This window comes from Microbacterium algihabitans (genome assembly GCF_032464975.1).
In the GTDB taxonomy this organism is placed as follows: domain Bacteria; phylum Actinomycetota; class Actinomycetes; order Actinomycetales; family Microbacteriaceae; genus Microbacterium; species Microbacterium algihabitans.
Genome location: NZ_JAWDIU010000004.1, coordinates 99,064 through 115,912 on the forward strand (window position 1 = coordinate 99,064; position 16,849 = coordinate 115,912).

Consider the following 16,849-nt stretch of genomic DNA (forward strand, 5'->3'; position numbering starts at 1 on the left):
TCGGCGTCCTGTCCTCGTGACACGGCCCACGCGGAGCACGCCCGAGGAGGAGCACGATGGAGGCATGACGATGGCCCCCTGGCTCCGCTCGCTCCCCTCCCTCACCGGCACCGCTCCGACTCCGGATGCCGAGCCCCTCCCCGACCAGCCGGAGGAGCTGTTCGAGCGGTGGATCCGGCAGGCCGTCGACGCCGGCGTGGCCGAGGCGCACGGTGCCACTCTCGCGACGGTCGATGCCGACGACATCCCGGACGCCCGCACGCTGATCCTGAAAGACCTCGGGCCCGGCGGATGGGCCTTCGCCGGGCCGCGCGCCTCGGCGAAGGCGGCGCAGCTCGCCGCTCATCCCGCGGCGGCGCTGACCTTCTGGTGGCCGGCGGTGCTGCGTTCCGTCCGCGTGCGCGGGCGCGTGGTGGAGGCCTCGGCCGAGGATTCGGCGGCGGATCTCGCCGCACGCTCGGCCGCCGCGCGCGACGGCATCGGCCCGGGCGACTGGGTGCTGTGGCGCCTCGTCGCCGACCGCGTGGAGTTCTGGCAGGGCTCCTCCGACCGCAAGCACCTCCGCACGATCTACCGTCGCACCGACGACGGCTGGCAGCTGACCTCCCCCGAGAGCGAGAACCGATGAGCGACTACGAGATCATTGAGATCGGCGGGCTCGACGCCTGGCGCGACCACTTCGGCGGGTTCGTCCCCGCCCGCTCGCGCGACGGGCGCCGCGTGGTCGACCACGAGTTGACGATGCAGTTCATCGGCATGACGGCGAACGCCCTCGCCCCCGGCGAGGAGGCCGGGTACTGGCACACGCACTCCCGCGTCGAAGAGCTGTACGTGTTCCTCGAGGGCCGCGGCCAGATGGGCCTCGACGACGACGTGGTCGACGTCGGCCCGGGCAGCGTCGTGCGGGTCGGGCAGGACGTCTGGCGCACCTGGCGCGCGCTGCCCGAGAGCGACGGCGAGCTGCGCTGGCTCTGCATCCGTGCGGGCGGCGAGGCCCTCCCCCACATCCCCGACGACAGCACGCGCGACCCCGAGCGGCCGATGCCCTGGGGCCCTTCGGCGTAGAAGATTCCGGATGCCGCGGCGCGCGGCATCCGGAATCACCCTTCGATCGGGAGCGTCACTCCGTCACGGGCACGGGCTCCGCGGCATCCGGAACCTTCGCCGTGAGCGAGGGGCTCGTGAAGCGCGCCCGCCCGATGACCACGGCGGCGGCGACCATGAGCGCAGCGCCCAGCACGTAGGGCGCGGCGTGGGCCACGTGGGCGTAGAGCAGGCCCGCGACGAGTGGGGCGACGGTTCCGACCGCGGCGTTGAGCGACTGCGCGGCTCCGGCGATCCAGCCCTGCTCGTCGTCGCCGACGGCGTTGGAGAGCAGGCCGTCCATCGTGGCCTGGGCTGCACCCTGGCCCGCCGCGAGCGTCAGGGCACCGACGACGAACAGCCACGGCTGGGCGAGCAGCGACGCGACCCCGGCGAGGGCGACGAGTCCGACCGCCTGGGTGACGATGCCGCTGACCACGACGCCCCGCTCGCCGATGCGCGGCAGCAGGAATCCGAGCAGCACGCCCTGGATCGCGATGTCGATGATGCCGACGCACGCGGTGAGCAGGCCGATCGCGGTGGGGTTCCACGAGATGGCGTCGAGGGCGAGCACGCTGAAGTTGTTGACGAAGAACCCGAACGGCAGCCCCACGAGGATCAGGCCGATCATGATCCCGCGCAGCTCGGGCCGGCGGAACACCCCACGGAACACCGCGAACGGGTGCACCGCCCGCAGGTCGAGCGAGGTGATGCGCTTGGCCGGCGCGAGGCTTTCGGGCAGCAGGAGGATGCTGAGGATCGCGACCGTCAGCGCGAGTCCCGCGGTGACGAAGACGGGCAGGTCGACGTCGATCGCGGCGAGGGTGCCGCCGAGGGCCGGGCCGACCATCGTGCCGATGCCGGCGGTCGCTCCGAGCACGCCGAAGCGGCGGGCGCGCTTGTCGGGCGGGGTGATGTCGGCGAGGTAGGCGAAGAGGGCGGGAAGGTCGCCGGCGGTGACGCCCTGCACGATGCGGCCGAGCAGCAGCACCCAGAGCGCCCCGCCGATGCCGAAGAGCAGGAAGCCGAGGGCGGCGCCGAATCCGGCGACGATGATCACCGGTCGGCGACCGAAGCGGTCGGAGATGCGCCCGAGGAAGGGGGCGACGAGGAAGGCGCAGAGCGCGTTGACGGTCTCGAGGATGCCGACCCAGACGGCCAGATCGGCGGGGTTCGACACGTAGCGGAGCACGACGAAGGGCAGCACGGGCAAGACAACGGTCATCCCGGCGGTGGTCAGCGTCGTGATGACGACGAGCATGATCCAGGAGCGGCGACCCTGCTGAGGGGAAGGAGAAAGTGAAGTCACGCCGTAACTGTACTCGTACCAGTTTCGTTGTCAATGCAGTTTCCGATCGGTACCGGTAGACTGCCCCACATGAGCACAGACGTGGGTCGCCGAGAGCGCAAGAAGGCCGCCACCCGCAAGGCCATCTCCGACGCCGCGACGATGCTCTTCGTCGAGCGGGGCTTCGACGAGGTCAGCATCCGCGAGGTCGCCGACGCCGCCGACGTGTCGCCGACCACCGTGTTCGCGCACTTCCCGCAGAAGGAGGCGCTCGTCTTCGACGAAGACGATGCCCAGCGCGACCTGCTCGTGGGCGCCGTGCGCGACCGCGCCCCGGGCACCTCGGTGTCGGACGCCCTGCGCGAGCTCTACCGGCGCGAGCTCATCGGCTTGGCCTTCGACCCCACGGGCGATCACCGCCGGCAGTTCATGAAGCTGATCACCGAGACCCCCGCCCTGCACGATTACGCCTCGCGCATGTGGCTCCGCCACGAGGACGCCCTCGCCCTGGCGATCGCCGAGACGACGGGGAAGAGCGCACCGGATGCCGAGACCCGGGTCTACGCGCGCATGGTGCTGCAGCTGCAGATCCTCGCGTTCGAGCACGACGACGCCGCGGAGACGATCGAGGCGGGCTTCCGCATCCTCGAGCGGGGATGGCGCGAGCCGCGCTGACGCTGGGCCCGGAGGGCGGTTTGGGGCGGATTCCGTCGCTTGGGGCGGACCATTCACGCCCCAAGCTGCAGATCCTGCCCCAAACCCACCACAGCGACCGGCGCGCGACAGCACGGCGGTTTGGGGCGGATTCCGTCGCTTGGGGCGGAGAATTCACGCCCCAACCTGCAGATCCTGCCCCAAACCCACCACAGCGACCGACGCGCGAGAGCACGGCGGTTTGGGGCGGATTCCGTCGCTCGGGGCGGAGAATTCACGCCCCAAGCTGCAGATCTCGCCCCAAACCCGGGATGCGCGACCGACGGCGAGAGCGCGCGCCGGTGCTGTTAGACCGAGGCGCGCCAGACGATCGGGGCGTCGAGCAGAATGCCGCCGGCATCGGCCACACCGCCCGACAGCTGCAGCAGCACGGTCTCGGCGGCCGCGGCACCCAGTCCCTCGGCGGGCTGGTCGACCGTGGTGAGCGGCGGGTCGGTGCGCACCGCCCACGCGCTGTCGTCGAAGCCGACCACGCCGACGTCGTCGGGCACGCGTCGCCCGGCCGCGCGAAGGGCCTGCACGGCGCCGGCGGCCACGGCATCCGAGGCGCCGAACACCGCGTCGATGTCGGGCGCGCGCTCGAGCAGGCGCCGCATGCCGGCCTCGCCGTCGGCGAAGGCATAGAGCGGCACGGGCTCGACCAGTGACTCGTCGAAGTCTTCGCCGAGTGCGTCGCGGAAGCCCGCCAGTCGGTCGCTGCCGGAGTCGCGGTCGAGGGCGGCGGCGATCATGCCGATGCGGCGACGCCCCGACGCACGCACGCGTGCGGTGATCGCGCGCGCGGCGCCGAGGTTGTCGATGCCGACCCAGGGGCGACGGATGCCGGGAGGGTGGCCCACGTAGGCGACGGGGAGTCCGAGGCGCTCGACCACGTCGGTGATGGGGTCGTGGTGACGCGCGGACACGATGACCGCGCCGTCGACGAAGCCGCCGCTGAGGTAGCGCGCGACCCGCTCGGTGTCGCGATCGGTGTCGATCACGAGGCACACCATCTGGTAATCGGCCTTCGACAGCGCGGTGTTGGCACCGAGCAGGATGCCGCCGATGTTGGGGTCTTCGAGGAAGAGCGAGTGCGGCTCGTGCACGATGAAGCCGACGGCCTGCGTGCGCTGGCGCACGAGCGTGCGGGCGGCGTTGTTGGGCACGTACCCGACCTCGCGGATGGCCGTCTGGATGGCCTCGCGGGCGTGCTCCGAGACGTAGCCGCCGTTGAGGACGCGGCTGACCGTGCCCCTCGACACCCCGGCGGCACGGGCCACGTCGTGCACGGTGCTGCGCCGGCGCCCGGGCGGAGGAGGCGTCATGTCGTCAGCCTATCGGGGCGTGCGAGTTGACGATCCACCGCGCTCCGTGTCACTATGTGCACGTTCACACATTAACCGCCCTCGACTCGGGCGCGTGACTGTGTGCACGTTCACAGAACCACGCAAAGGAGCGCCTCCCGGATGCTTGCCGTCGACCATCTGGCCCCGCTCGATCGCGAGAGCGATCGTGCGACCGACCCGACCCGCGCGAGCGACCCGACCCGCGCGGGCGACCGTCTGGCCGAGCTGACCCGCGAGGGTCTCGTCTTCGGCTGCGACTACAACCCCGAGCAGTGGGACCGCGCCGTCTGGGACGACGACATGCGCCTCATGGTCGAAGCGGGCGTCGGGCTCATCGCGATCAACATCTTCGGCTGGTCGTGGATCAACCCCGCGCACGGCGAGTGGGACTTCGCCGAGCTCGACGAGGTCATGGACCTCGCCCACGCCCACGGCATCCGGGTCAACCTCGGCACCGCGACCGCCTCCCCCGCCCCGTGGGTGACCACGCGGCATCCGGAGATCCTCCCCGTGAGCGTCGACGGCACGCGCCGCTACCCCGGCGGACGTCAGGCCTACTGCCCGAGCTCGCCGATCTTCCGCGGGTACGCCGCCGAGCTCAGCCGTCGCGTGGTCGAGCGCTACGCCGGTCACCCCGCCCTCGCGATGTGGCACGTGTCGAACGAGCTCGGCTGCCACAACGCCCTCTGCTACTGCGACGCCAGCGCCACGGCCTTCCGCGAGTGGCTCGAGGCCCGCTACGGCACGATCGCCGCTCTCAACACCGCGTGGGGCACCTCGTTCTGGAGCCAGCGCTACAGCGCGTGGGACCAGATCCTGCCGCCGATGGCCGCGCTCTCGCTGCGCAACCCGGCGCAGCTGCTCGACTTCCAGCGCTTCTCGTCCGACCAGCAGCTCGAGCTGTACCGCGCCGAGGCGCGCGTGATCCGCGAGCTCAGCACCGCTCCGGTCACGACCAACTTCATGGTGACCGCGCACATCCGTGCGCTCGACTACTTCTCGTGGGCCGGCGAGATGGACGTCATCGCCAACGACCACTACCTCGACCGACGCCTTCCCGAACCCCTCGCCGAGCTGTCGTTCGCGGCCGACCTCACGCGCGGTCTCGCCGACGGCGCCCCCTGGCTGCTGATGGAGACCTCCACCGGCGCCGTCAACTGGCAGCCGCACAACCTCGCCAAGGGCGAGGGCGAGCTGCTGCGCAACGTCGTCTCGCACGTGTCGCGCGGCGCCGACGGCATCTGCTTCTTCCAGTGGCGCGCCTCGGCCCAGGGCGCCGAGAAGTTCCACTCGGCCCTGCTCCCCCACGCCGGCACCGACACCGCCCAGTGGCGGAGCGTGCTCGAGGTGGGACGCACCCTGCGCCGGCTGCAGCCGATCGCCGGAACACGAGTGGCCTCGGATGCCGCCGTGCTCTTCGACTGGGAGAGCTGGTGGTCGATCGAGAACGAGGGTCGTCCGAGTGAAGACCTGCGCTACCTCGACCAGGTGCACGCGGCGCACGCGGCCCTCGCCGCGGCCGGCATCTCGACCGACGTCGTCTCGGCCTCCGCCGACCTGTCGGCCTACCGCCTGGTCGTCGTGCCGGCGCTGCACCTCGTGCGCGACGCCGACGCCGACGCGATCGCGCGCTTCGTCGAAGACGGCGGCACCGCCGTGATCACCTTCGCGAGCGGCATCGTCGACCAGGACGACCGCGTGCGCCTCGGCGGCTACCCCGGCGCGTTCCGCGACCTGCTCGGCATCGTGTCGGAGGAGTTCTCGCCCCTCGGCCCCGGCCAGGTCGTCGCCCTCGACGACGGCACGAGCGGCGCCGTCTGGTCGGAGCGCCTGCGCCCCGTCGACGCCGAGGTCGACGCCCGCTTCGTCGACGGTCCCGCCGCGGGCCTGCCCGCCCGCACCCGCCGCCGGGTGGGCGCCGGGTCCGCCTGGTACCTCGCCACCCTCCCCGCCGCCGCGGCCTACCGCGAGCTGCTGTCGCGGGTCGCCCAGGACGCCGGCATCCGCACCGTCGACGCTCTCCCCGGGGTCGAGATCATCCGCCGTGCGAGCGACGACCGCTCGTTCGTCTTCGTCATCAACCACACCACCGAGTCGGTCGAGATCGCAGCGCACGGGCGCGATGCGATGACCGACGAGGCCGTCGACGGCACCGTCGTCGTCGTCGGCGGTGCCGTCCGCATCATCGAGGAGGCCTCGTGACCACCACCGTTTCCGCCCCGCCGCGCGCCGCGCGCGAGAACGCACCGCGGCCGCGACGCCCGCGGGTGCCGTTCAAGAGCGCGATCCTCATCCTGCTCGCCCCCTTCGCGGTGCTGTTCGTGCTGTTCTACGTGCTGCCGATCATCTTCGCGATCGTGCAGTCGCTGCTCGTGGTTCGCCGCGAGGGCACCTTCGGCAAGGCCGAGCTCGTCTTCGGCGGCCTGTCTCAGTACGTGCAGGTGTTCCAGAACGAGGCGTTCTGGTCGTCGATGCTGCGCATGCTCGCCTTCGGCGTCGTGCAGGTGCCGGTCATGCTCGGCCTCGCGCTGATCTTCGCCCTGCTGCTGGACTCGCCGCTACTCAAGGGCAAGCGCTTCTTCCGCCTGGCGTTCTTCGTGCCCTACGCCGTCCCCGGCGTCATCGCCGCGATCATGTGGGGCTCGCTGTTCTCGCCGAACCTCTCGCCCTTCACCGCGCTGACCAAGAACGTCGACTTCCTCGGCGCCGACCTCGTGCTGTGGTCGATCGCGAACGTCGTGACGTGGGTCTACGTGGGCTACAACATGCTGATCATCTACTCGTCGCTGCTGTCGATCCCCAGCGAGATCTACGAGGCCGCCCGCCTCGACGGTGCCGGGCAGTTCCGCATCGCCTGGTCGATCAAGATCCCCCTCGTGCGCCCCGCGATCGTGATGACCGCGATCTTCTCGATCATCGGCACGCTGCAGCTTCTCGCCGAGCCCCAGGTGTTCCGGTCCTTCAGCTCGGCCGTCACCAGCACCTTCACCCCCAACATGACCGTCTACGCCACGGCATCCATCCCCAACGCCAATCTCGCCGCCGCGTTCTCGGTGGTGCTGGCCGTGACCACCTTCGTGCTGTCGTTCGGCTTCATGAAGTGGATGCAGAAGAAGGGCAACGCATGAGCGCCGTCACCACCCCCCGCCCCGCGCGCAGCCCCCGTTCGGGCTCCTCCCGCCCGGCCGGCATCCGCTCGGGCGCCGTGCGCGAACCCCTCGTCTCGCGCACCTCGGCGATGCTCGTCATGGCCGTGTTCACGGTCTACTTCCTGCTGCCGCTGTGGTGGCTTCTGGTGGCCTCGAGCAAGAGCACGGGCGACATCCTCACCACGAACCCGCTGTGGTTCGCCGACATGCGCCTGTTCTCGAACATCGGCGACCTGTTCGCGTACCGCGACGGCATCTTCCTGCGCTGGCTCGGCAACTCCCTGCTGTACGCCGGCCTCGGCGGAGCGGTGGCGACGCTGCTGGCCGCGATGGCGGGCTACGCCCTGGCGAAGTACCGCTTCCCGGGCCGCGAGCTGGTGTTCGACGTCGTGCTCGGCGGCGTGCTGGTGCCGGCGACCGCCCTGGCCCTGCCGCTGTTCCTCATCTTCAGCCAGGTGCAGCTGACCAACACCTTCTGGGCCGTGTTCCTGCCCTCGCTGGTCAGCCCGTTCGGGGTCTACCTCGCACGCATCTTCGCCGCCTCGTCGGTGCCCGACGAACTGCTCGAGGCCAGCCGCCTCGACGGCGCGGGCGAGATCCGCACGTTCTTCACCGTGAGCCTGCGTCTGATGAGCCCCGCGCTGGTCACGATGTTCCTCTTCCAGTTCGTCGCGATCTGGAACAACTTCTTCCTGCCGCTGATCATGCTGCGCAGCGAAGAGCTGTTCCCCGTGGTCTTCGGCCTCTACGGCTGGAACAACCAGCTCAACCAGATCCCCGAGCTCCGCGGACTCGTACTGATCGGCGCCCTGCTGTCGGTCATCCCCCTCATCGTCATCTTCCTGCTCCTCCAGCGCTTCTGGCGCAACGGTCTCGGGACCGGCGCCCTGAAGTAAACCCTCCGGCGGCTCCGGCCGCCCCTCATCCCGGGCGGAATGGCCCGCCCGGGCACCCAGAGAAAGGCATTCCCATGAAGCACAGAATCCTCGCCGCGACCTCGGGCGTCGCGCTGTCGGCTCTGCTCCTGGCCGGTTGCGCCGGCGGCGGAAGCGGCGACGGCGCCGCGGCCGCAGCCGACTGCGTTCCGGCCGACGGACAGGTCACGCTCGAGTTCACCTCGTGGATCCCCGGTATCGAGAAGGTCGTCGATATGTGGAACGCGGAGAACCCCGACATCCAGGTCAAGGTGCAGACCGGCCCCAACGGCAACAGCGGCACCTACCAGAACTTCTTCAACCAGATCGCGGCCGGCAACGCCCCCGACCTCGGCCAGATCGAGTACGACGCCCTGCCGAACTTCCTCGTGCAGGACGGCATCGAGAACATCGCCGGCTGCGCCGACGTGGTCGCCGCGAAGGACCAGTTCGTGCCGTGGGCCTGGAACCAGGTCGCGCTCGGTCAGGACGACGCCGTCTACGGCATCCCCCAGGACATCGGCCCGATGGCGCTGTTCTACCGCAAGGACCTCTTCGAGAAGAATGGCATCGCGATCCCCACCACGTGGGACGAGTACACCGAGGCCGCGAAGAAGATCCGCGCGCTCGGCGGTTACATCACCAACTTCTCGCAGTCCGACATCAACCAGTTCGCCGGCTTCGTCTGGCAGGCCGGCGGACAGTGGTTCGGCAACGACTCCGAGGGCTGGACCGTCTCGCTGACCGACCCCGCCTCGACCAAGGTCGCCGACTACTGGCAGTCGCTGATCGACCAGGACCTCGTCTCGACCTACCCCGCGTGGACCGACGAGTGGAACAACGCCTACAACTCGAGCCAGGTCTGGACCTGGAACTCCGCCGTGTGGGGTGCCAACTCCATCTCGAGCGGCGCTCCCGACACCGCGGGCGGCTGGGCCGTCTCCGACCTGCCGCAGTGGTCGGCCGGTGAGAACGTCGCGGGCAACTGGGGCGGATCGTCGATCGCCGTGCTCAAGGGCAGCGAGCACCCCTACGAGGCGACGAAGTTCGCCCTGTGGCTGAACACCTCGGAAGAGGCGCTCACCGCGCTGAACGAAGAGGCCAACCTCTACCCGGCCACCACCGAGGGCCTCAAGCTCCCCTCGCTGGCCAACGGTGTGGACTTCTACGGCGGCCAGAAGATCTACGACGTCTTCGCGAAGGCGGCCACCGAGGTGAACCCCGACTTCGTGTGGGGCCCGACCATGACCAAGACCTACGCCGATGTCTCCGACGGCTTCAAGGCGGCGGTCAGCGGCAGCGGCACCCTCGCCGACGCGCTGCAGAAGGGTCAGGACTCGACCATCAGCACGCTCGAGTCGCAGTCGATCCCGGTCAAGAAGTAACAGACTCTCCCCACGAGAGACGCCCGCGGATGCTCCGGCATCCGCGGGCGTTCTTCGTTTCCGGATGCCGCGGGCTGCCGGCGGACGCGGTGGTCAGTCGACCGCCGGCACGGCGAGTCCGAGCGACATCTCTTCGGCGACGGCGGCGAGACGCGCATCGAATGTCGCGAGCGGAACGCGATGGTGCACCGCCGCCGCGAGGACGCACGTGTCGGGCATCTTGAGCGCGTGCCGCGCGCGCAGCCGAGCGAGAACGAGCGGTTCGTGGGGACCCATCGGCGCGACGTCCACCCCGAGATCGCGGAGGGCACCCCACAGCTCTTCGTCGCGCCCGACGCGGGCGGCGGCGACCAAAGCCTCCGCCGCGGTCAGGGAGTGCATGAGGAAGGGGCCGGGTTGCTCCGCGAACAGGGTCTTCGCCCGGTCGTGGTGCGCGTCGCCGGGGCTGAACAGGGCGATGACGACCCCGGCGTCGAGCACGATCACTCGGGCCAGTCCGCGCGGAGCTCACGAAGATACCCCTCGGGGTAGATCCCCGCGAACCGCTCGACCACTGCATCCACCGCCCCGCGACGGGCGCGTGCGTTCTGCGCCTGCTCGTCGCGGATCGCCTGGCCGCCCCTCACGACGAGGTGCAGGAGCAGTGCGCTCGGCGACTCGTCCGGCCAGAGCGAACGCGCGATGCGGAGGGCCTCTTCGACGTCGCGCGTGTGCGTCACCTGCGTGCGCAGTCGGGTCGTCGGCATGCGCCGAGTGTACCACCGAGGTGTCCGGTGTACCACCTGGGCGGGTCAGACCGCCGTGCTGCTCTCGCGCACCACCAGCGCCGCGGGCACCGACTCGGCGATCGGCTGCCCGCCCTCGATCGCGGCGATCAGGGCCGCGACCGCGCGACGACCGAGGGCGTCGAAGTCCTGTCGCACAGTGGTCAGCGGTGGGCGGAACTGCGCGGCATCCGCGATGTCGTCGAAGCCGACCACGGCGACGTCGTCGGGCACCCGCCGGCCCGCGTCGGCGAGGGCGCGCAGGGCCCCCAGCGCCATCTGGTCGTTGGCCACGAAGATCGCGGTGGCGCCCGCGAGGGCGGCCGCAGCCGAGTGACCGGATGCCGAGGTCCAGTCGCCCCGGACGGGTGCGGGCACCGTCGCGGCGGCCTCGAGCAGCGCCCCCCGCCATCCGCGCTCGCGCTCCGCCGCGGCGAACGACCCCGCGGGCCCGGCGAGGTGGTGCACCGTGCGATGTCCGAGGCCGAGCAGGTGCGCGGTCGCGGCCCGCGCTCCCCCGGCATGATCGGTCTGCACGATCGAGAAGCGAGCGTCGGGCGGGGAGTCGACGACGACGAGGTGCAGGTCGGCGGGCGGCTCGACGTCGCGCGCGAGCTCGGTCGCCTCGTTGAGCACGACCGCTCCGTCGACACCCTGCGACCGCAGGCGTGCGAAGGCGTCGCGGATGCCGCGTTCGCCGACGGTCACCACGGCGAGGGCGTACTCGCGCTCGGCCGCGGCCTCGGAGATCGCCTGCAGCATGCGCGAGTTGCCGACCGACGCGAGGGTCGACACGACGAGGCCGATCGTGGAGGTCTGCCCGGTGCGCAGGGCGCGCGCGGCCCGGTGCATGCGGTAGCCGAGGTCGGCCATGGCCTTCTCGACGCGCACGCGGGTGGCGGGGTCGACGCGGGGGCTGCCGTTGGCCACGCGTGACACCGTCTGCGCCGAAACCCCGGCCTTTTCGGCCACGTCGGCCATGGATACACGCATCGCGCCCCCTTCATGTTGACGATATCACGCGCCAGATGTAGCGTGTTATCGTGAACACGGAGACCCCCACCGCGATCGAGCTGGGCGCCGGCGTCGTCAAGCGACCGACGCGCCTCGCCGACGGCCGCGACCTGATCTACTTCGACGATCCCGGCACGACGCTCGGCGCCGAGCGCGCGGTCGACGCCCGCACCCTCGACCCGCGGCCCGCCACCGCCACCATGCGTCAAGACGTGCTGACCGGTGACTGGATCACCGTGGCATCCAATCGTCAGAACCGGGCGTTCCTCCCCCCGGCGCACCTCGACCCGCTCTCGCCGCAGACACCGACCAACCCGTCGGAGATCCCCTCGCTCTACGACGTCGCGGTCTTCGAGAACAAGTCGCCCTCGTTCGGCCCCGCTCTCGACGCCGCGGTCGGCGACGCCCCGGCAGCCGTCGATCCCCCGCGCGGCGCCGACGACCTCGAGCACCTCGGCCTCGGCCGCACCCGCACCTCGGTCGGTCGCTGCGAGGTCGTCTGCTTCAGCCCCGAGCACGAGGGGTCGTTCGGTTCGCTGTCGCGCACGCGCGCTCGCACCGTCATCGAGGCGTGGGCCGACCGCACCGCCGCGCTGTCGCAGCTCCCCGGCATCCGTCAGGTGTTCCCCTTCGAGAACCGCGGCAAGGACATCGGCGTCACCCTCCCCCACCCGCACGGCCAGATCTACGCCTACCCCTACGTCACGCCGCGCACGCAGCGCCTGCTCGACACGATCTCGCGCACCTCCGACGATCTGTTCGCCCGCATCCTCGAGTTCGAGCAGGCCGGCGAGCGCGTCGTGCTGCGAGGCGAGCACTGGACGGCGTTCGTGCCGTTCGCCGCCCGCTGGCCCGTCGAGGTGCACGTGCTGCCGCACCGCCACGTCGCCGATCTGTCCGAGACGACCGACGCCGAGCGCGACGAACTCGCGCCGTTCTACCTGCGACTGCTGCGCGGCATCGACGCGCTGTACGACACCCCCACGCCCTACATCGCCGCGTGGCACCAGGCCCCGGTCGACCGCGCGCGTGACGCGATCCGCCTCAACCTGCAGATCACCTCGCCGCGCCGCGCCGCGGACAAGCTGAAGTACCTCGCCGGATCCGAGTCCGCCATGGGCGCCTGGATCGGCGACGTGACCCCCGAGTCGCAGGCCGAGCGCCTGCGCGCCGCCCTCGACACCGTTCCGGAGGTGACGGCATGACCGCCGTCGACGACGCCCGCGCCCTTCTCGCCACCCTGACCGACGCGCCCGTCGCGGGAGTGTGGTCGGCCCCCGGCCGCGCCAACCTCATCGGCGAGCACACCGACTACAACGAGGGCTTCGTCTTCCCCTTCGCGATCGCCCAGCGCACCGCCGCCGCCGTGGCCCTGCGCGACGACGACGTGATCCGCGTGAGCTCGACGTTCGCCGACGCGCCCGTCGAGGTCTCGCTCGCCGAGCTCGACGACCGCATCGCCGCCGGCGGCCTCGACTGGGCCGGGTATCCGCTCGGTGTGGCGTGGGCGTTGCGTCGCGAGGTTCCGGATGCCGTGACCCGCGGCGTCGACATCGCCCTGGCCTCGGAGGTTCCGGTGGGAGCCGGACTGTCGTCGTCGGCGGCGATCGAGGGAGCCGTGGCATCCGCCCTGAACGACGTCTGGGCAACGGGTCTCGACAAGGTCGCCCTCGCCCGCGTCGGCCGCGTCGCCGAGAACGACGCCGTGGGCGCGCCCACCGGGATCATGGACCAGATGGCCTCGATGCTCGGCGTCGCCGACGCCGCGACCTTCCTCGACTGCCGCACGCTCGACACGCGCCCCGTGCCGCTCGGCTTCGCCGACGCCGGTCTGTCGATCCTCGTCGTCGACACCCTCGTCGAGCACGCGCACTCGACCGGCGGGTACCGCGAGCGTCGCGAGGCCTGCGAGCGGGGAGCGGCCGCGTTCGGCGTGGCCTCGCTGCGCGATCTCACCGTCGACGACCTGCCGCGCGCTCAGGAGCTGCTCGACGACGTCACCTTCCGCCGCGTCCGCCACGTGATCACCGAGAACCAGCGCGTGCTCGACACCGTGGCCGCCCTCGACGCCGACGGTCCCTCCACGATCGGCGACCTGCTGGTCGCCTCGCACGTCTCGATGCGCGACGACTTCGAGATCTCGGTGCCCGAGCTCGACCTCGCCGTCGACACGGCGCTGGTGAACGGTGCGCTCGGTGCCCGCATGACCGGCGGCGGCTTCGGCGGGGCGGCCATCGCCCTCATGCCGGTCGGGCTCATCGAGGCGGCGACCGACGCGGTGCACGCCGCGTTCTCGGCATCCGGATACCGCGCCCCGAACGTCTTCACCGTGACCCCCTCGGAGGGCGCCCGCCGCGACGCGTGACCGGCCGGCGGGGCTGCCCGGTCACCGCGTGCACAACTCCGGAGATTCGGCCGCACACCGGCCCATCGGCCTCCCCCGGGCCCGGAACCGACGCGAATCTCCTGAGTTGTGTACCGTCGGCGCCAGCGTCTGCCGCCGACGCGACCTGACGGCGGGCCCACGCGAGACCCGGACCGGCCGCCCGGTCGCCGCGTGCACAACTCCGGAGATTCGGCCGCACACCGGCCCATCCGCCTCCCCCAGGCCCGGAACCGACGCGAATCTCCTGAGTTGTGCACCGCCTGCGGGGGCCCGGGCGTACCCTGCCCGCATGGGCGACGACGAGGTACTGGCCTGGCTGCGCGACAGCGACCCGAGCCTGCGGTGGAAGGTCGAGCGCGACCTTCTCGATGAACCCGAGGCGACTTGGCAGGCCGCCCGCGCCCGTGTCGCCCACGAGGGTTTCGGGGCGCAGCTGCTCGCCGCGCAGGGCGAAGACGGACTCTGGGCGGGCGGCGCGCACTTCCCCGCCGACTTCTCGGAAGATGAGCCGCAGCCCTGGACCGCGACGTCGTGGTCGCTCATGAGTCTTCGGGAATGGGGGGTGGATGCCGATGCCCTCCGCCCCGACACGGCCGGGCTCCTGAAGCGCAACGCCCGCTGGGAGTACGACGACCTCCCCTTCTGGGACGGTGAGGTCGACGCGTGCATCAACGCCTTCACCCTCGCCAGCGGAGCGTGGCTCGGGGCGGACGTCAGCGGCATCCGGGACTGGTTCGTCACGCACCGCCTGCCGGACGGCGGCTGGAACTGCGAGTGGGTGGAGGGCTCGACGAAATCGTCGTTCCACTCGACGCTCAACGCGGTGATCGGGATCCTCGACGACGAGTGGCGCAGCGGCGGCACTCCCGAACTGCACGCCGCCCGCAAGGCCGGTGAGGAGTACCTGCTCGAGCGACGCCTGCTCTACCGGCTCTCCACCGGCGAGCGTCACGTGTGGGCGCACCACCTCGGCTACCCGTTCCGCCACCGGTACAGCGCGCTGCGCGCCCTCGACCACTTCCGCGCCGCCGCTCTGCACGACGGCGAGGCACCCGATCCGCGGTTGTCCGAGGCCGTCGATCGCGTCCGCGCCTCGCGCGACCCCGACGGCACGTGGCACCAGGCGTATCCGATGGACGGCGCCGTGTGGTTCCCGGTCGACGTGCCCGCGGGTGAGCCCTCGCGATGGTTGACGTTCTTCGCGCTGCGCGTGCTGCGCTGGTGGGACGGCGCACGCGCTTCGGCGTGAGGGGTCGTCTTCTGTCGCTTCGGGGAGTGCGGAAGCGACGCTTTTCGACCCCTCACGCGGGATACGCGGCAGGATGAGGGGCATGGATGCCGCTCCGCTCGCGCACACGTCGAAGGGTGAGGTGCGGGGGTTCCGTCGGGGTGGGACGGCCGTGTTCCTCGGCATCCCGTTCGCCCAGGCCCCCGTGGGTGCGCTGCGCTTCGCCGCCCCCGAGCCCGTCGAGGCCTGGGACGGGGTGCGCGAGGCCACGACCTACGGCGCCACGACGCAACGCGGCGACGCCGGCATCACGCTGATCCCCGAGCCGAGCGTGCCGGGCGAGGCCACGCTGAACGTCAACGTCTTCGCTCCCGCCGATGCGGTTCCGGATGCCGCGCTGCCGGTGCTCGTGTGGATCCACGGCGGCGGCTTCGTGTCGGGGTCGCCTGCCAGCCGCTGGTACGACGGCGACGCGTTCGCGCGCGACGGCGTCGTGACGGTCGTGCTCTCGTACCGCCTGGGCTTCGACGGGTTCGGCGCCATCGAGGGCGCACCCGCGAACCGGGGTCTGCGCGATCAGATCGCCGCGCTCGAGTGGGTGCGCGACGAGATCCGCGCGTTCGGCGGCGACCCTGCCCGCGTGACGATCGCGGGGCAGTCCGCGGGCGGCGGGTCGGTGCTCGCGCTGATGGCCAGCCCCGCGGCATCCGGACTCTTCCACGCCGCGATGGCGATCTCGCCCGCCGTGGGCGCCGTCGCGGGATCGACAGCGCGCCGCTTCGCCGACCGGGTGGCGCGGCTGGCCGGGGTCCCGGCCGACCGCGACGGGTTCGCCGGGGTGCCCGAGGAGCGCCTCCTCGCCCTGCAGCGCGCGGCGCAGAAGCCCGAGCGCGGGGCGCGTCTGACCGGGCTCACCGCGCTGCTCGACGACGGGCTGCCCCTGGGACCGGTCATCGACGGCGAACTGCTGCCGGTGGCCCCTCCCGACGCTCTGGCCGGAGGCTCCTCGGCCGAGATCCCGCTGGTGATCGGGTCGACGGACGACGAGTTCACCGGGCTGACCGCCCGGTTTCGGGCGGTGCTGCGCCTGGTGCCGGTTCCGTTCGTATTGGCGGTGCTGGGGCTCGGGCGCTCGCGCCGCCGCGCCTACCTCGAGCGCACGAAACGCCGGGGCGCCGCGGCCGTGCTCGGCGGGTACGCGAGCGATCGCGTGATCCGCGCGACGGTGCTGCGTGCGGCGCGGGCCCGCGCGGAAGCCGCCACCTGGCTCTACCGCTTCGCGTGGCGGTCGCCGTCGCTGGGGATCGCCGGGCATTGCCTCGACGTGCCGTTCTGGTTCGACCACCTGGGCGCAGAGGGAGTCGATCGCATCGCGGGCGGGACTCCCCCGGCGGCTCTGGCCGCCGAAATGCACGCCGCGGCAGTCGCGTTCGCACGCGACGGAGACCCAGGATGGCCGACGTGGGATGCCACGACCCGGCGCGCGCGGGTGTTCGGCACCGCGGCATCCGCCCCCGCCGTCGAGACCGACGCGTACGCCGACGTCGCGCCGCTGGTCTGACCCGCGATCTCCGGCGTGAGGGGTCACTTCGTGTCGCT

The 16,849-nt window shown here is 71.6% G+C and carries 16 protein-coding genes; 11 read left to right on the forward strand and 5 right to left on the reverse strand.

All coding sequences use genetic code 11. The features are described 5' to 3' along the window. Positions 1–64: 64 nt before the first annotated feature. Complete coding sequence (locus tag RWH43_RS12185) at positions 65–628, forward strand: pyridoxamine 5'-phosphate oxidase family protein (protein ID WP_316001608.1); 564 nt, start codon at positions 65–67, stop codon at positions 626–628. Continuing rightward, a complete protein-coding gene (locus RWH43_RS12190; RefSeq protein WP_316001609.1) occupies positions 625–1,065 on the forward strand; it encodes a cupin domain-containing protein in 441 nt (146 codons plus the stop codon). Before RWH43_RS12185 ends, RWH43_RS12190 begins: the two co-directional genes overlap by 4 nt. 55 nt (positions 1,066–1,120) lie before the next feature. Here the strand turns inward: RWH43_RS12190 and RWH43_RS12195 are convergent, their stop codons facing one another. After that, positions 1,121–2,392, reverse strand: a complete 1,272-nt coding sequence (locus RWH43_RS12195) for an MFS transporter (RefSeq protein ID WP_260979772.1) — start codon at positions 2,390–2,392, stop codon at positions 1,121–1,123. Positions 2,393–2,461: 69 nt separating this feature from the next. Here RWH43_RS12195 and RWH43_RS12200 point away from each other — a divergent pair, with 69 nt between their 5' ends. Further along, positions 2,462–3,046, forward strand: a complete 585-nt coding sequence (locus tag RWH43_RS12200) for a TetR/AcrR family transcriptional regulator (RefSeq protein WP_154097619.1) — start codon at positions 2,462–2,464, stop codon at positions 3,044–3,046. Between the two features lie 326 nt (positions 3,047–3,372). On the opposite strand, the gene RWH43_RS12205 is transcribed toward RWH43_RS12200, so the two are convergent. Next, positions 3,373–4,389: a LacI family DNA-binding transcriptional regulator gene (locus tag RWH43_RS12205; protein WP_316001610.1), complete on the reverse strand. Its 1,017-nt coding sequence runs from the start codon at positions 4,387–4,389 to the stop codon at positions 3,373–3,375. 141 nt (positions 4,390–4,530) lie between these two features. On the opposite strand from RWH43_RS12205, the gene RWH43_RS12210 reads away from it, so the two are divergent. The 4 genes from RWH43_RS12210 to RWH43_RS12225 all read left to right on the forward strand — a co-directional run bounded on the left by RWH43_RS12210 (position 4,531) and on the right by RWH43_RS12225 (position 9,858). Then, on the forward strand, positions 4,531–6,612 hold the full coding sequence (locus tag RWH43_RS12210) for a beta-galactosidase (protein ID WP_316001611.1): 2,082 nt from the start codon (positions 4,531–4,533) through the stop codon (positions 6,610–6,612). Beyond that, a complete protein-coding gene (locus RWH43_RS12215) occupies positions 6,609–7,538 on the forward strand; it encodes a carbohydrate ABC transporter permease (RefSeq protein WP_316001612.1) in 930 nt (309 codons plus the stop codon). Before RWH43_RS12210 ends, RWH43_RS12215 begins: the two co-directional genes overlap by 4 nt. Then, positions 7,535–8,455, forward strand: a complete 921-nt coding sequence (locus RWH43_RS12220; RefSeq protein ID WP_222123939.1) for a carbohydrate ABC transporter permease — start codon at positions 7,535–7,537, stop codon at positions 8,453–8,455. The genes RWH43_RS12215 and RWH43_RS12220 overlap by 4 nt, the downstream gene beginning before the upstream one ends. A gap of 74 nt (positions 8,456–8,529) precedes the next feature. Further along, a complete protein-coding gene (locus tag RWH43_RS12225) occupies positions 8,530–9,858 on the forward strand; it encodes an ABC transporter substrate-binding protein (protein ID WP_316001613.1) in 1,329 nt (442 codons plus the stop codon). A gap of 93 nt (positions 9,859–9,951) precedes the next feature. Here the strand turns inward: RWH43_RS12225 and RWH43_RS12230 are convergent, their stop codons facing one another. From RWH43_RS12230 to RWH43_RS12240, 3 genes are read right to left on the reverse strand one after another with little or no spacing between them, the layout of a single operon-like run. After that, positions 9,952–10,344, reverse strand: a complete 393-nt coding sequence (locus tag RWH43_RS12230; protein WP_186325560.1) for a type II toxin-antitoxin system VapC family toxin — start codon at positions 10,342–10,344, stop codon at positions 9,952–9,954. Next, positions 10,341–10,604 (reverse strand): hypothetical protein, encoded by a 264-nt coding sequence (locus RWH43_RS12235; protein WP_144834582.1) that lies wholly within the window; start codon positions 10,602–10,604, stop codon positions 10,341–10,343. The genes RWH43_RS12230 and RWH43_RS12235 overlap by 4 nt, the downstream gene beginning before the upstream one ends. A gap of 45 nt (positions 10,605–10,649) precedes the next feature. Beyond that, positions 10,650–11,615, reverse strand: coding sequence for a LacI family DNA-binding transcriptional regulator (locus tag RWH43_RS12240; protein WP_144834580.1), 966 nt, complete (start codon positions 11,613–11,615; stop codon positions 10,650–10,652). Positions 11,616–11,665: 50 nt separating this feature from the next. Between RWH43_RS12240 and galT the strand changes: the two genes are divergently transcribed. From galT to RWH43_RS12260, 4 genes are all read left to right on the forward strand, one after another. Beyond that, entirely contained in the window at positions 11,666–12,841 is a 1,176-nt protein-coding gene (gene galT / locus RWH43_RS12245; protein ID WP_144834579.1) for a galactose-1-phosphate uridylyltransferase, read from the forward strand. Beyond that, positions 12,838–14,001, forward strand: coding sequence for a galactokinase (gene galK / locus RWH43_RS12250; protein WP_316001614.1), 1,164 nt, complete (start codon positions 12,838–12,840; stop codon positions 13,999–14,001). Before galT ends, galK begins: the two co-directional genes overlap by 4 nt. A gap of 310 nt (positions 14,002–14,311) precedes the next feature. Further along, the gene (locus RWH43_RS12255; RefSeq protein WP_316001615.1) at positions 14,312–15,271 is read left to right on the forward strand and encodes a squalene cyclase; all 960 of its coding nucleotides are present in this window, start codon (positions 14,312–14,314) and stop codon (positions 15,269–15,271) included. Positions 15,272–15,353: 82 nt separating this feature from the next. Further along, the gene (locus tag RWH43_RS12260) at positions 15,354–16,811 is read left to right on the forward strand and encodes a carboxylesterase/lipase family protein (RefSeq protein WP_316001616.1); all 1,458 of its coding nucleotides are present in this window, start codon (positions 15,354–15,356) and stop codon (positions 16,809–16,811) included. The last annotated feature ends 38 nt before the right edge of the window (positions 16,812–16,849 follow it).